Genomic DNA, 15,215 nt, shown 5'->3' on the forward strand with positions numbered 1-15,215 from the left:
AGGGCCTAGCCCGAGTCCCGTGGCAGGGCGGCTTGGACATGCTGCGCCAGTTTCGCTGCCTCGACATCGCTGTCGTGACGTAGCAGCACACGGGCGCGCCCGGCCTGTCCCATGGCAGCCCGCTCAGCATGGGGCGTGGCGGCGAGGTCCCGGATGGCCTGCGCCAGAACGCCCGGATCCCCCGCTGGCACCAGCCAGCCGGTTTCCCCCGCCAGAATAAGTTCAGGGGTTCCGGCAATATAGGTTGCAAGCACCGGGCGCGCGGAGGCCATAGCTTCCATCACCACCATCGGCAGGCCTTCGGCGAAAGACGGCATTACCAGCGCCTGCGCGCGCGCCAGCTCGCCTCTCACCTCGGCTTCAGAAAGCCAGCCGGTCAGCGTCACGTGATTGCCCAGCCCATGACGGTCAATCGCCGCCTCAAGATCGGGGCGCATGTTTCCATCACCGATCAACGCCAGATGCAGGTCAGGGTAATCCGCGACCAGCTGCGCCATCGCCTCAATCAGCACCATCTGGCCCTTCTGTTCCACGAACCGACCAATCGCAGCAAGCCGGAGCGGCCCCTCGGGCAGAGGCGTGGGATCGGCAAAGCGCGCAGGCTCAATACCGCAATGGACCACCTTCAGTCGCTCCCAGCTGCCAAAGGCGGCCCAGCGGCTCAGCTGACTGCGGCCAAAACTGCTGATGGCGACGGCAAATCTGGCGCGGTCGACTTTCTCCCCCAGCGACAACGACTCAGGCGCGTCGAATTCCTCCGGCCCATGGGTGGTGAAACTGTAACCCGGCGCACCCAGAGCCTCTGCCAGCATGGCCACTGTTGTGGCGTTGGTGCCGAAATGTGCATGTAGGTGGGCGATTTGATGCTGGGCCGCATACTCGGCGACATAGGCCGCCTCCATCAGATAGATCAGGTGGCGCAAACGACCAACCTGCGAAGCAGCGCCCAGCCGCCAGGCCATACGCAATGCAGATATCACGGAACCGGGCGCCCGGATGATGGACCGCAGCAGGGCTGCGGTCAATTTCAGCGCTCCGGCCTCAAGCACATAAGTGGTGCGGCCCTGCTCAGCCTGATCACCGGGATCAACCAAAGGCGCGCCGGACCGGCGCATGGCAATCCGGTGGATCATATGGCCCTGACGCTCCAGCGCCTGCACCTCACGCCGAATGAAACTATGCGACGGCTGCGGATAGGTGTTCAGGATATACGCTATTTTCACGAGGACGACGGCCCATTTTATGCAAGAGTTATCGCAGGGTATCGTCAGTTGCCGCGCTTGCCCAGCATTGCCGCGAAGGCGCCGTGGAATTGACGCCTTTGAGGATCAGTGTCGCAAGTGTATCGCAAAACTTCGAGGATATTGATGCAGCAAGTCCTGTCGCTCTTCCAAGGTGAAAGCCTCGCAGCGCGCGTGCTGCGCTCGGCCTCGTGGCTGATGATGGGCTATGGCGGCAGTCAGGCCCTGCGGCTGGCGGCCAATCTGGTGATGACGCGCCTGCTGTTTCCCGAAGCATTTGGCCTGATGGCGCTGGTCAGCGTGGTGATCACCGGGCTGGCGCTGTTTTCAGACATGGGAATTGGGCCGTCCATCGCCCAGAGCAAGCGCGGTGACGATCCGGATTTCCTCGACACGGCATGGAGCGTTCAGGTGGTGCGCGGCTTCGCGCTCTGGGGGATGACTTTGCTTCTGGCCTGGCCGGTGTCGCAATTCTATAAGGCGCCCGAACTGCTGTGGTATTTGCCGATCGCCGGAATGGCGCTGGTGATCAACGGGTTCGATCCGATCCGGGTTGAGACTGCGCATCGACATCTTCTGGTCGGGCGGCTGACCGCGCTGGAGCTGCTCAGCCAAGCCATTGGCATTGGCGCCATGGTCCTACTGGCCTGGTGGACGCAGTCGGTTCTGGCGCTGGTGCTTGGCAGCGTTCTGCAGGCGGCAGCGTTTCTGCTGGCTGTGCATCTGGGACTGCCGGGGCGGCGCAGCCAGTTCCGTTGGGAGGCCAAGGCGCTGAAGGAGTTGCTGCATTTTGGCAAATGGATCTTCTTGTCCACCGCCTTCTGGTTTCTGACCTCTCAAGGAGATCGGGCTATTCTGGGCAAATTTGTCCCGCTGGATGTGCTGGGCATTTATAATATCGGGTTTTTCCTGGCGAGTTTCCCGATGGCACTGGGCCATGCGGTGAACCAGCGGCTGATGATCCCGGTCTATCGCGACAAGCCTGCGCATGCGGCGCCTGAGTATCGTCGCAAACAACGGCAGCTGCGGGCCGGGCTTAGCGCGATGATCCTGACTATCCTGCTGGCTATGGCCTGGCTGGGGCCTTGGCTTGTCGATCTGCTCTACGATGCGCGCTATAGCTATGCAGGCCCGATGGTGGTGCTGATTGCGCTGGCGATGGTGCCTGCGGTTATCACCATGACCTATGATCAGGCCGCGCTGGCTGCTGGGGACAGCCGCTCGTTCTTTGTCTTTACCGCTGCGCGGGCGCTGGCGCAGACGGGGCTGTTTCTGGCCGGGGTAATCCTGTTTGGCCTAACGGGCGGGATTGCCGCACTCGCACTGGCGATGGTGCTGGCCTATCCGGTGATGATCTGGCTGGCGACCAAGCATCATGTCTGGGACCCGCTGCACGATCTGTTGTTCACCGGCCTTGCAGCGGCTGTCGGGCTGTCGGCGATCTGGTGGCACTGGAACAGGCTGGCGGAGATGATCAACGCGGTCGGGTGACGCCTGCCATCTGTCAACCGTGCGTGGCTGAGTTCACCCGCTTGGCTCCGTTCCGGTACGCCGCCGCCCACCCAAAGCCATGCGCAGCCGCGCAAAGATGCCGCGGCGTTTCGAGGACGTGTCGAGAAAAGGAATGGCGACAACAGGTGTCAGACCGGTTTCCCGCTCCATCTGTGCCACGCTGCGCAGCACCGGGCGCCGCAGTTCCAGCAGGAACGCGATGCCCAACGCCAATCCGATGCTGGCAACCCCGCCCATCAGTGCCTTTTTCTTACGCCCGCCAGTGGCCGGATAATCCGGCAGCGGTGCAGATTCAATCACTGTCAAACGCTCTGACTGGCGCGATGCCTCCAGACGGAAGCCGACCTCTGCCTCGGTCCGGCGCTGGGAGATCAACTCAAGCTCGGTCTGCAACTGCCCCATCCGGCGCTCATAAACACCCAGCTGGCGCTCCACCTCCGGGGTGGTTTCCAGCGAACGCTCCAGAGCGCTGCGACGGTTCAACAGCAACTCCCGCTGTGCATCAAGCGTGGCCAGTTTCTCCTCAAAAACTTCGAGCATCCGCTGAGCGGTTGCCTGTCGCTGGTTCGAGGTGGTCTGATCCGCCTGTCTACGCAATTCGATCTGCTCGCGCTCGATCTCCAGAAGGCCGGTGTTCAGGGTCGAAATCTCTTCCCGCCGCATCTCAATCCCGCCGGGCAGGGCGACGTTATTGGCATTGCGATAAGCGGTGATTTCATTCTCCAGCTCAGCCACCTCGCTGATGAGGGCGGTTTCCTTATCCACGAAGAAGGTCAGAGTTTCGCGGGCCTGCTCAATCCGGGAGCTTTGGCTGAGTTCGATCGTGCGGGTGGCAAATTCGCTGGCAACCGCCTGTGCCTGCTCCGGCGTCGGCATCAGCGCGGAGATGGTCAGCACCGATATCGTGCCATCATCGGCAAAGCCCTCCCGCGCGGCGGCCACCCCGGTGAGCGATACAGATTCGCGCAGCAGGGCCACCTTCTCCGACGGGACCAGACCCGGCAGGTCCTGATAGAGGCCAAATTTCTCAATAATATCCAGAACCGACCCGCGGGCCATCAGGCGCTGTTCGATCAGCTGCAAGCGACGTGCGGACGAGCCGTCGACGGTGGACTTGGCCAAATCATCAGCGATCTTTGGTCGGGTGATCTGCAGGACCGCCGAGCTTTCGTAGAAATGTTGCTGCTTGGCCGCCACCCACAGCGAGACCATGGCGCCAAGGAGGATGACCCAGAAGATCACCGACGCGCGCCGACGCAGCATATCCAATATGTCATCCAGAGTGCGGATCGGTCCCATGTCTTGGCTCGTCGTTGGTTACGGTTGGGTGAATGTCAGGTTACAGGGCGGCGACGGGGCGCGTGGCGGCATCTACTGACCATATTGCAGCAGACCGGCACCGCGGGCCCGGTTCAGGCTGACGCCCAGCAGCTGGGTCTGGCCGTCGATCAGTTTTTCACAGGCCGCAAGGTGTTTGGCGGTGGTGCGGGTGCCGTCGGCGATCAGCAGAACCCCGTCCACCTGCGGCAGAAAGGCTGCGGCGTCATCATGTTCGAGAACCGGCGGCAGATCGAACAATGCAACATCGGCGCCGGTGCTCAACACCATGTCATCAATCACACTGGCGCAACGCCCGTCGTGCAGGATTTCAGCCGCGTTGCGATCTGGCGCCGCCGTCAGCCCGACCGCAAGCGAAGCGGCCGGCCGGATCAGGTGTTCAGGCAGCGTCAGATCCCCAGCCAAAAAACCCGGCATATCCCCCGATGGGGGCAGTTTCAGCGCCGAGGCAACACCGGGTCGGCGAAAATTGAGATCCATCAGCACCGTGCGGTTTCCGGGTACTCGCGCCATGCTGAGGGCGAGATTAACGGCAGAAAACGTTGCACCGCAACCTGTCGTAGGGGCCGCAATGGCGACGCGTTTCCAACCCTGCACCTTGAGACTGTGCAGCAACCGCGTGCGCAGCAGATCAAAGGCATTTGCTGTCGGAGAGTTGCGGAAGAAATTGACCAGCGGGGAGCGGGCGAGCTGATGCCCGCGAATGTCCAGTGGCACCCGGTGCAGCCGCTCCCAGACCTCGGGTAAGGTCGCTGGCAGGTGTTGTGATTGTGGGTCGGTATCCGCAAGCCCCTCAATCGGCTGGCTCTTGCCAGTTTTGGGGCGACGCGCGAAGCGGTTACGTTCCCCATCCTGCGACAGGCGCGCGGTTGCTTTGGCGGATGAAGCCGCCATATCGCGGGCGCTGGTTCCGCTGCTGTGCGATGTCGACAATCCAGAGTCGGCCCGCTCGGACAGAGCGGGGTCATGCTCTGGTGCCGAGGTGTCGCGCCCCTTGCGGCGGCGAAATCTCTTGAAGCCTTGTTGCGTCATCGCGAAGGGATCGTCCCATTCCAGTTTCTGTGCACAGCTGCCAGGGGTCTCCGGTCCGGTCATCACATCTTTCATGAAACCCCCTTGACGTTCTACCACGTTCGGCAGAACCCGCCTATAGCCCGGCCATCACAGTTAGCCCAGGACGGTTAATATCCGGTACCTCGCAGCACGACACCAACGGTGCGCCAGATGAGATCAACATCGGTGCGCAGGCAAAGATCGCCATGATAGTCGGCATCCGCGCGGGCACGCACAGCAAAACCACTCTCGTTGCGAACGGAAACCTGCCACAATCCGGTAATTCCGGGCTTCAGTTCGAAATAGGCGGTGGCATCGCCATAGAGCGGCAGCTGATCCGGCATCATTGGACGCGGGCCAACAAGGCTCATCTCGCCGATCAGGACGTTCCAAAGTTGCGGCAACTCATCCAGCGAGGTTGTGCGCAAAAAGCGACCAACCGGGGTGATGCGCGGGTCCTCTTTCAGTTTCTGCGTCTCATCCCATTCACGCCGCATCGCCGGATCGCTGGCCAGATGGCGCTCCAGCAGCTGTTCTGCGTCGCGAACCATAGTGCGCAGTTTCAGGATAGAGAAGACCCGACCGCGCTGGCCAAGACGGTCCTGCGTATAAAACGGGTTGCCGCCCTCGAACCACAACGCAAGTGCGGCCATAAGGATCAGCGGCAAGCTGATCGGCAGCGTCAAAAGCACCAAGAAGATATCCAGGCAACGCTTTCCAAAGCTGGCATAACCACTCGGTGATCCAGCCCCCCCGCCCGCGCTCACTGTGCCAGCCATAGCAGGCAACGTCTTCAGAGAACCGGTTGCGTTGCGCCGTGACGAAGATGGCGATGCTGAAACCGCTGCGTTCATATTGGCAACACCTGTCCCGATGACGGGGGCATCACCCACGAGAGCAACCAGACAGCCGTTGCCGAGTGACGGCCAGCAGGACCAGTTGGCCCGGCCGGTCACAGCACCGGACGGGCGTGCAGCCCCCTCTTGCACGAAATCCTTCATCTCCAACCCCAATCTAGAAAGCCCCCACGGCTTTTACCCATGCGCTGAAACAACAGCGTCTTCGCCCCGCAACAGCGGGTGCACTCGCACCAATTTGAGTATCCCGACACGGCAGCGCCCCGGGCCCCAAGTCCAGTAAGATCGATGGTTTTTCTCCAGCCACACCCCCATGCGGCTGGAACCTTCGTCCCAATCAAGCGGCCCTTTTAGGTCGCCATCCAAGCCGCAGTTGCGGCAATTTCTTAATAAAGCAATTTTAGACAAATCTCAGTAAAAACCGAGAGAGGGCGCTATTTGCTTAAAATTAAGTAAATCAGGGCGCCAGCTGAGAAACAATTCCTCAAAAGGATAGGAACTATCCGCGCTGCCTACCCAAAAGTATAAGGAATCAGCGATGAGTCACGCATAATTCAGCGTTGTCCCAGAATTCAACTCCTCCGGGACGTTAACCCTATCTCTCGGCCATAAGAGTGAATAATCTTCGTAGCCCAGAAGAATAAGGCAGGACCGGCGTTGATCATCAGGCCGGAACTTGGCATGGAGAACGCGAATGGCTGCCCCGTTTGGTATTGCCAACTGTTCGGGGCCGCGCTGCATTCCAGATCACGACCAAGATCGAAGGACGACCATATGTGCCCTACATCTGCCGACCCAACCTCCGCATCTCCCGCCGGACACTCCGCGATCAAATCTGCCAACTGGATCGCGGCGGATCATGCAGACGGGCGGATCACGGTCTGGCTGATGCACGAGGGGGAGGCGCGACAGCAGGTCTCCGCCGGATCAACGGGCGAGTTGATGGCGGATGTCACTGCCTTGATCAGCCAGCTGCACGATTGCGCGGTTGATACGCCGATCCTGCTCAGCGACGACAGTCTGCGCGGTGGCGATACCGGGACCATCACGGTGCCGGCAAAAGTCGCCGAGCGGCCCATGGGCGATGCGACACTGGGAGGCCATCCGCTGCGGGTGCTGGGCGGGCTGTCGCAGGCCACCCCACCCGCCGTGATGCGCGGCGCCTGCAATCGCATTGCCGGGTTTCTCAGTCTCAATCCGGATTGGGACGGCGTGATCTGTGTTGCTGGGGCGACAACCCATTGGGCGCTGATCAGTGCGAATGAGGTGGTCAGTTTTCAAAGCTTCATGACGGCGCAGCTCTGGCAAGGTCTGGCGGCGAGCCTCAGTCTCAGCGAAACGCCTGCATATGATGGCGCACAGCGCGCTGAGCTGACCGCAGCTATTGACACCATCCAATCAAAGCCAGAAGCGCTGGCGGCGCGGTTGGCGGAGCTGCAAGCCACACAGGGGGCGCACGGCAACACCGGTGCCGCCTGTTTGTGGGGGGTGCTTCTTGGCGCTGAGCTGTCGGCAGCGCGCGCCTATTGGCTGGGGCAGAATATTGCACTGATTGCGCCCGCACCGCTCGACACACTCTATCAGGCGGCACTTGACCACCAAGGGGTGCCGGTGACGCAGACAGATGCCGACCGCATGGCCCTGGCGGGCCTCGTCAGTGCCTGGCGCGCAATGACCGCCTGACACGACCCCCTCACTGCGGGCTTTGCTCCTAGGGCAGTGGACCTGTTTGGAACAGGCGGATTTTCAACCCACCGTGGGCCACCGGAGGGCCAAAGGGTTTGAACGGCAACTGAGTGGCCTTGGCCAATGAGGTTTCGCTGGTAACAATCCCAACCCGCCAGCCGCTGAAACCGGCCATCAGCGTTTCCCCCAGGGCGGCATAGAGCGCGTAGAGCAACTTCTTGTTGCCGATGCGTGCGCCATAGGGCGGATTCACGATCACCAGTCCCGGCGTATCATTCGGGCCGAGATCCGGCGGCGTCAGATCGCTGACTGCCTGCTGAGTGATCTGGACCAGATCCGCTACACCTGCGCGCTCTGCGTTGGCGGCGGCCATCTCCACGGCGCCGGCGTTGCGGTCTGAGCCATAGCATCGGGCGCGGGTGTAGCGCGGAGTTTCCTTAGCCCGCAACTCTGCCCAGCCTTCGGGGTCGAAGCTGGCCATCTGCTCAAAGGCAAAACTGCGGCTGCGCCCCGGCAGCAGGCCAAGCGCGATCTCCGCGGCCTCAATCACAAAGGTACCGGAGCCGCACATCGGATCCACCACCGGCTCCTCGCCATCATAGCCGCAATCACGCAGGAACAGCGCGGCGAGGTTTTCGCGCATCGGCGCCTTGCCGACTGCTGTTTTGTGGCCGCGTTTATGCAGCCCCTCGCCCGAGGTATCGACGCTGAAGGTACAGAGATTATCCTCGATCCGCAGCTTCACCTTGATTGGGGCATCGGCGCTGATCGGCGCCCCGAGCTCTTCGGTTATCGCCCGTTCGATACGCTGGGTGGCAGCGCCGGCATGGTAGATCTTCGACTTCTTGTTGGTGGTGGTTTCAACCCGCACCGGGACATCGGGGCGGAGCACATCGGCCCAGGGGAATTTGCGCGCCCGTTTGTCCAGTTGGGCAAGGTGGAAGGCCCGGAATGACCCGATCCGCGCCAGAACCCGCGCCGCGCCCCGCAGGTGCAGGTTGGCACGCCAGACATCCGGCCAAGCGCCCTCAAATGTGACACCGCCGGGCACGGTTTTTGCACCTATAAACCCGGCCTCCACCGCTTCGCGCTGCAGGGTCTGCTCCATCCCCGGCGGGGCGGTCAGGAAGATTTCGAATGTATCGCTTGTGTCCATGACCTCTCCTTAGCGATAAAAACCATTGTCAGCGACGCCAAAGTGTATCCGCTGCCCTGCCCTCCCCGGTCTTCGGCATCCGCCTGCAACTTGGTTCGGATCCCGCACAACGGGATTCCTGCGGCATTTGCCGCGATGCAGCACAGGGGGCCACTGCGAGACGATCAAGAAACTCTCCCTTAAGGTGAATTCATTGTACTTTAAAATCATACCATTACGTCAAACTAAAAAATTAGTTTGACAAGGCAGACCCCGGTGTGGAACCTGTTTGTCAGCCGGGTGCAACGAGGCATCTCTGGCCACAATAAATCACTAGGGAGGAGAAAGATGCGTAAGTATCTTTTGTCCGCAGCCGCGGTTATTGCCGTGGTCGCGGGACAGGCAGCCTATGCCGATGAGGCAGCTGCCAAGAAATGGATCGACGAAGAATTCCAGCCCTCGGTTCTGACCAAGGACGAACAGCTGTCGGAAATGCAGTGGTTCATCAAGGCGTCCGAACCGTTCTCGGGTATGGAAATCAACGTCCTGTCCGAAGGCATTCCGACGCATAGCTATGAGTCCGAAGTTCTGACCAAGGCATTTGAGGAAATCACCGGCATCAAGGTGAACCATCAGATCCTCGGCGAGGGCGAAGTGGTTCAGGCCGTGCAGACCCAGATGCAGACCAAGCGGAACCTCTATGACGCCTACGTCAACGATTCCGACCTGATCGGCACCCACTCGCGCCTGCAACTGGCCTACAACCTGACCGACATGATGGAAGGTGATTTCTTTGACGTCACCAACCCGGAACTCGATCTGGGTGACTTCATGGGCACGCAGTTCACCACCGGTCCCGATGGCGACCTGTATCAGCTGCCCGACCAGCAGTTCGCAAACCTCTACTGGTTCCGCAAGGACTGGTTCGACCGCGAAGACCTGCAGGCCGCGTTCAAGGAAAAATACGGCTACGATCTGGGCGTTCCGGTCAACTGGTCCGCATATGAGGACATCGCCGAATTCTTCTCAAATGACGTGAAGGAAATCGACGGTACCGCAATCTATGGTCACATGGACTATGGTAAGCGCGCGCCTGACCTTGGCTGGCGTATGACCGATGCCTGGCTGTCGATGGCTGGTGCTGGTTCTAAAGGTGAGCCGAACGGTGTGCCGATCGACGAATGGGGCATCCGCATGGAAGCGGATTCCTGTAACCCTGCCGGTGCAAGCGTAACCCGCGGTGGTGCTGCCAACGGTCCGGCTGCGGTCTATGCGATCCGCAAGTGGGATGAATGGCTGCGCAAATTCGCCCCTCCGGGTGCGGCGTCCTATGACTTCTACCAGTCGCTGCCCGCTCTCGCACAGGGCAACGTTGCTCAGCAGATCTTCTGGTACACTGCGTTCACCGCCGACATGGTGAAGCCGCAGTCCGAAGGCAACAACACCGTTGACGGTGAAGGCAACCCGCTGTGGCGGATGGCCCCCAGCCCGCATGGTCCCTACTGGGAAGAAGGCCAGAAGGTTGGTTATCAGGACGTTGGGTCCTGGACCTTCCTGAAATCCACCCCGGTGGATCGCGCCAAGGCGGCCTGGCTCTATGCTCAGTTTGTTGTGTCCAAGACCGTCGACGTGAAAAAATCCCACGTTGGTCTGACCTTCATCCGGGACTCTTCTGTGAACCACGAGAGCTTCACCGAGCGCGCACCCAAGCTGGGTGGTCTGGTCGAATTCTACCGGTCGCCTGACCGCGTTGCATGGTCCCCGACCGGCGTGAACGTGCCTGACTATCCGAAGCTGGCCCAGATCTGGTGGCAGCAGATTGGTGACGTCAACTCCGGCGCCTTCACCCCGCAGGAAGCCATGGACCGTCTGGCCGAAGAAATGGACATCACCATGGCCCGTATGCAGCGTGCAGACGAGCAGGCAAATGTCTACGGTGGCTGCGGCCCGCGTCTGAACGAAGAGAAAGACGCCGACTGGTGGTATGCCAACGGTGGCGCCAAGCCGAAGCTGGAGAACGAGAAGCCTCAGGGCCAGACCGTCAACTACGACGAGCTGGTTGCCCGCTGGGCATCTGAGTAACCCCTCCTCCCGTGGGGAGCGTGCGGATCTGTCCGCTGCGCTCCCTACTTTCGCCCCGGAGCCTGGCTGGCCCGCTCCGGGGCACCCCTTTCCCCTAAAAAATGATCGCGCATGCCGCGCGCAACAGGCCGTCCGCCGGAAAGTCAAAGCAAGATGGCACTCGAACTCATAAATGTGACCAAACGCGTCGGCGCCCAGCTGCATATCAAGGAAACCTCCCTTGTGCTGGAACCGGGTCACTTCAACGTCCTTCTGGGCGCCACCGGGTCTGGCAAGACCTCTCTCATCAAGATGATGGCCGGCCTCGACCCGATTGCCAGCGGACAGGTGGTGATGGATGGCCAGGACGTGACCGCGCTCAGCACCCAGAAACGCAACATCAGCCTGGTGCATCAGTTCTTCATCAACTACCCCCATATGACCGTCTACGAGAATATCGCCTCGCCGCTGAAGGTGGCTGGCATGGCGAAGTCCGAGATTGAAGGCCGGGTCGAAGAAGCCGCCGATATCCTGCAGCTGCGCCCGATGCTGCATCGCCGCCCGCATGAATTGTCCGGTGGTCAGCAGCAGCGCACCGCATTGGCCCGCGCAATTGCCAAGGAAAGCCGCGCAGTGTTCCTTGATGAGCCGCTAGCAAACTTGGACTACAAACTGCGCGAGGAACTGCGCGATCAGCTGCCTGAGCTGTTCGCCGGGCGTGGCGCCGTGGTGGTTTATGCGACCTCCGAACCGGAAGAAGCGCTGCTGCTAGGGGGCAAAACCGCCCTGATGCAGGATGGGCGCGTGACCCAGTTTGGCACGACCGCTGATATTTATCGCAATCCTGAAAACGTCGCCGCAGCGCGGGTGTTCTCGGATCCGCCAATCAATACAGCCCCCATCGTGAAACAGGGCAGCACAGCGCGCCTTGGCCAGGATGTCAGCTGGTCGTTGACCGGCGCGGCAGCCGATCTGGCGGATGGGCCCTACACGATTGCGATCCGGCCCTACCACGTGCTGCCCGTGGCGACACCTCTCACCACGGTGCAGCTCTCCGGTCAGGTACAGGTGACGGAGCTGTCCGGGTCCGAAAGCAGCGCCCATTTCGACATGGGGCTGGATGTGGACCACGGCAGCTGGGTTTCCCTTTCGGCAGGCGTTCACCCCTATGAAGTGGGTGAGCAGCATGACTTCTACATGGATCCGTCGGCGGCATATGTGTTTGCCCCTGATGGCTCCCGCGTGGCGTGAGGCGCAAATGGCTAAGATTACACTCTCAAAACTGCGGCATAGCTATATGCCAAACCCGTCAAGCGCGTCAGACTACGCCCTGAAGGAAATCGACCTCGACTGGACGGACGGCGGGGCCTATGCGCTGCTTGGTCCATCCGGCTGTGGCAAATCCACCCTACTGAACATCATCTCCGGCCTTTTGGTGCCATCCGAAGGCCAGATCCTGTTTGATGGCAAGGACGTCACCAAACTGCCGCCGGATCAGCGCAACATTGCGCAGGTGTTCCAGTTTCCGGTGATCTACGACACGATGACCGTTTACGACAACCTGGCCTTTCCGCTGCGCAACCGTGGTCGCGATGAGGCGACGGTCAAGGAACGCGTCATGGCAATCGCCGAGATGCTGGAAGTGACCGATCTCTTGACGATGCGCGCCGCTGGCCTGTCACCGGACAACAAGCAGAAGATCTCCATGGGGCGTGGGCTGGTCCGTGAAGATGTGAACGTGGTGATGTTCGACGAACCGCTCACTGTGATCGACCCGCATCTGAAGTGGAAACTGCGCTCCAAGCTGAAGGAACTCCATCAGCGCGTGAAGGCCACAATGATCTACGTGACCCACGACCAGACAGAGGCGCTGACCTTTGCTGATCAGGTTGTTGTCATGCAGCTGGGTGAAGTGGTTCAGATCGGTACGCCGGTTGAGCTGTTTGAACGCCCCGCGCATACGTTTGTGGGTCATTTCATCGGCTCACCGGGTATGAACGTGCTGCCATGTGAATTGCGCGCGGGCCAGCCCTATATCGGTGCCCACCCGATTGCCTTGGAAGGCCCGATCAAAGGGGACGCCGCAGGCAAGACCGAGGTCGGCATCCGGCCTGAGTTTGTGTCCCTCGCCAACAGCGGCCTGCCCGCAACCGTGACCAAGGTTTCGGATGTTGGCCGCCACACAGTTGTGGAATGCGAGGCCGAAGGTCAGCGGATCAACGCTGTGGTCGAAGGTGCAGGCCCAGCCAAGGGGGCAGCTGTCCACCTGTCCTTCCGTCAGGATCAGACCCGGCTCTACGTCGATGGCTGGATCGCGACAGAGGCTGCCCAATCTGCCACCGAGACCAAGACTGAGACCGAGGAGCAGGCATAATGAAAACCGAAAACCAAAAGGCGTGGTTCTTTGTCCTGCCTGTCCTTCTGCTCGTTGCCTTCAACGCGCTGATCCCGATGATGACCGTCGTCAACTACTCCGTTCAGGAGACATTCGGTGACAACGTCTTTTTCTGGCAGGGGCTGGACTGGTTCCAGCAGATCCTGCGGTCCGACCGATTCCATGCGGCGCTTGGCCGCCAGTTCATGTTCACCTTCCTGATCCTGATCATCGAAATCCCGCTGGGCATCGCCATTGCGCTGTCGATGCCACGCAAGGGGTTCTGGGTGCCGGTGTGTCTGGTGCTGATGGCGCTGCCCATGCTGATCCCGTGGAACGTGGTTGGCGCGATGTGGAACATCTTCACCCTGCCCGATATCGGTCTGCTGGGGTATTTCCTGAACCACACGCTGGGCATCAACTATGACATGACCCAAGATCCTGTCGCTGCCTGGATCACCATCGTGACCATGGACGTCTGGCACTGGACCTCGCTTGTGGTGCTGTTGTCCTATGCTGGCCTCGTGTCGATCCCGGATGCCTATTATCAGGCCGCAAAGATCGATGGTGCCTCCAACTGGGCTGTGTTCCGCTTCATCCAGCTGCCAAAGATGAAAACCGTTCTGACCATCGCAATCCTTCTGCGGTTCATGGACAGTTTCAACATCTACACCGAACCGTTTGTTCTGACCGGCGGTGGTCCCGGCAACTCGACAACACTATTGTCCATCGACTTGGTTAAGATCGCGCTTGGACAGTTCGACCTTGGTCCGGCGGCGGCGATGAGCCTCATCTACTTTGCAATCACACTTCTGGTCAGCTGGCTGTTCTACACCGTCATGACCAAAGACGATCAAAACTAAAGGAGGATACTTCGATGCAAAAACGTACCATCGTCCCCATCGTTTATATCCTGTTCCTCATGCTACCGATCTATTGGCTGGTCGCGATGAGTTTCAAAACGACGAATGAAATCCTGTCCGGCTTCTCGCTGTTTCCGCAGACCTTCACGCTGGAAAACTACGCCACGATCTTCACCGATCCCAGCTGGTACTGGGGCTACATCAACTCAATCATCTATGTGTCGATCAACACGGTGATCTCTGTCGCTGTTGCCCTGCCTGCGGCCTATGCGTTCTCGCGCTACCGTTTTCTGGGTGACAAGCAGCTGTTCTTCTGGCTGCTGACCAACCGGATGGCGCCTGCTGCGGTTTTCGCGCTGCCGTTCTTCCAGCTTTATTCGGCGGTTGGGCTGTTTGACACCCATCTCGCGGTAGCTCTGGCGCATTGCCTGTTCAACATTCCGCTGGCGGTCTGGATCCTGGAAGGCTTCATGGGCGGCATCCCGAAAGAGCTGGATGAAACCGCTTATGTGGATGGCTATTCCTTCCCGCGCTTCTTTGCCACAATCTTCATCCCGTCGATCAAGGCTGGCGTGGGCGTGGCGGCGTTCTTCTGCTTCATGTTCTCGTGGGTGGAGCTGCTACTGGCCAAGACCCTGACCGCTGTTGCCGCGAAACCCATTGCGGCCACCATGACCAAAACCGCCTCGAGCGCCGGTTATGAGCTGGGCCTTCTGGCGGCGGCTGGCACACTGACAATCATTCCGGGCGCAATCGTGATCTACTTCGTCCGTAACTACATCGCAAAAGGCTTTGCGATGGGGAGGGTATAATGCTGAGTTGGATGGCCTGGACCTGGCCTACGGCACTGGTCTTTATCGGGATCTTTTCGGCCATCGGCCTGATGATCGTTCTGGAAATCCGCAGCCCCGGTGGTGACGCCCGCAAAGGTGTACTGGGGCTTGTGACAACCCGCGGCGACCGGCTGTTCATCAGCCTTTTGGGCACCTCCTACATCTTCCTGGCCTGGCTGGGATTGGTGGGAATGCCGCTGTGGTGGCCGCTGGGCCTGTCGGTTGTCTGGTTTGCCTTCACCTTCTGGAAAGTGTGATAAAA

General features: G+C 60.3%; 13 protein-coding genes. 8 read left to right on the forward strand and 5 right to left on the reverse strand.

Annotated features, from left to right (window positions below):
* Positions 1 to 5: 5 nt before the first annotated feature.
* Positions 6 to 1,223, reverse strand: coding sequence for a glycosyltransferase family 4 protein (locus OO25_RS12210; protein ID WP_040180411.1), 1,218 nt, complete (start codon positions 1,221 to 1,223; stop codon positions 6 to 8).
* A 144-nt stretch (positions 1,224 to 1,367) separates the two neighbouring features.
* Here OO25_RS12210 and OO25_RS12215 point away from each other — a divergent pair, with 144 nt between their 5' ends.
* Positions 1,368 to 2,732, forward strand: a complete 1,365-nt coding sequence (locus OO25_RS12215) for an oligosaccharide flippase family protein (RefSeq protein ID WP_040180413.1) — start codon at positions 1,368 to 1,370, stop codon at positions 2,730 to 2,732.
* Between the two features lie 33 nt (positions 2,733 to 2,765).
* On the opposite strand, the gene OO25_RS12220 is transcribed toward OO25_RS12215, so the two are convergent.
* From OO25_RS12220 to OO25_RS12230, 3 genes are all read right to left on the reverse strand, one after another.
* Positions 2,766 to 4,052 carry a chain-length determining protein gene (locus tag OO25_RS12220; RefSeq protein ID WP_040180415.1) on the reverse strand — a complete coding sequence of 429 codons (1,287 nt, stop codon included), beginning with the start codon at positions 4,050 to 4,052 and terminating at the stop codon, positions 2,766 to 2,768.
* 72 nt (positions 4,053 to 4,124) lie between these two features.
* Entirely contained in the window at positions 4,125 to 5,198 is a 1,074-nt protein-coding gene (locus OO25_RS12225; RefSeq protein WP_040180416.1) for a CpsD/CapB family tyrosine-protein kinase, read from the reverse strand.
* A 74-nt stretch (positions 5,199 to 5,272) separates the two neighbouring features.
* Positions 5,273 to 5,998 (reverse strand): sugar transferase, encoded by a 726-nt coding sequence (locus OO25_RS12230; protein ID WP_040180722.1) that lies wholly within the window; start codon positions 5,996 to 5,998, stop codon positions 5,273 to 5,275.
* 777 nt (positions 5,999 to 6,775) lie between these two features.
* Here OO25_RS12230 and OO25_RS12235 point away from each other — a divergent pair.
* Positions 6,776 to 7,684 carry a 2-dehydro-3-deoxygalactonokinase gene (locus OO25_RS12235; protein WP_040180418.1) on the forward strand — a complete coding sequence of 303 codons (909 nt, stop codon included), beginning with the start codon at positions 6,776 to 6,778 and terminating at the stop codon, positions 7,682 to 7,684.
* Between the two features lie 28 nt (positions 7,685 to 7,712).
* Here OO25_RS12235 and OO25_RS12240 read toward each other — a convergent pair whose 3' ends face one another.
* Positions 7,713 to 8,843, reverse strand: coding sequence for a class I SAM-dependent RNA methyltransferase (locus tag OO25_RS12240; protein WP_040180420.1), 1,131 nt, complete (start codon positions 8,841 to 8,843; stop codon positions 7,713 to 7,715).
* A 327-nt stretch (positions 8,844 to 9,170) separates the two neighbouring features.
* Here OO25_RS12240 and OO25_RS12245 point away from each other — a divergent pair, with 327 nt between their 5' ends.
* From OO25_RS12245 to OO25_RS12270, 6 genes are all read left to right on the forward strand, one after another.
* Complete coding sequence (locus OO25_RS12245) at positions 9,171 to 10,904, forward strand: ABC transporter substrate-binding protein (protein ID WP_024098336.1); 1,734 nt, start codon at positions 9,171 to 9,173, stop codon at positions 10,902 to 10,904.
* 153 nt (positions 10,905 to 11,057) lie between these two features.
* Positions 11,058 to 12,134, forward strand: a complete 1,077-nt coding sequence (locus OO25_RS12250; RefSeq protein WP_040172608.1) for an ABC transporter ATP-binding protein — start codon at positions 11,058 to 11,060, stop codon at positions 12,132 to 12,134.
* 7 nt (positions 12,135 to 12,141) lie between these two features.
* A complete protein-coding gene (locus OO25_RS12255) occupies positions 12,142 to 13,257 on the forward strand; it encodes an ABC transporter ATP-binding protein (RefSeq protein WP_040172605.1) in 1,116 nt (371 codons plus the stop codon).
* Positions 13,257 to 14,120 carry a carbohydrate ABC transporter permease gene (locus OO25_RS12260; protein WP_008561161.1) on the forward strand — a complete coding sequence of 288 codons (864 nt, stop codon included), beginning with the start codon at positions 13,257 to 13,259 and terminating at the stop codon, positions 14,118 to 14,120. The genes OO25_RS12255 and OO25_RS12260 overlap by 1 nt, the downstream gene beginning before the upstream one ends.
* Before the next feature lie 14 nt (positions 14,121 to 14,134).
* On the forward strand, positions 14,135 to 14,932 hold the full coding sequence (locus OO25_RS12265) for a carbohydrate ABC transporter permease (protein WP_008561997.1): 798 nt from the start codon (positions 14,135 to 14,137) through the stop codon (positions 14,930 to 14,932).
* Complete coding sequence (locus tag OO25_RS12270; protein ID WP_040172601.1) at positions 14,932 to 15,210, forward strand: DUF2160 domain-containing protein; 279 nt, start codon at positions 14,932 to 14,934, stop codon at positions 15,208 to 15,210. The genes OO25_RS12265 and OO25_RS12270 overlap by 1 nt, the downstream gene beginning before the upstream one ends.
* Positions 15,211 to 15,215: the final 5 nt, after the last annotated feature.

The organism is Phaeobacter sp. S60 (assembly GCF_000826845.1).
GTDB classification, from domain to species: Bacteria; Pseudomonadota; Alphaproteobacteria; order Rhodobacterales; family Rhodobacteraceae; genus Phaeobacter; species Phaeobacter piscinae.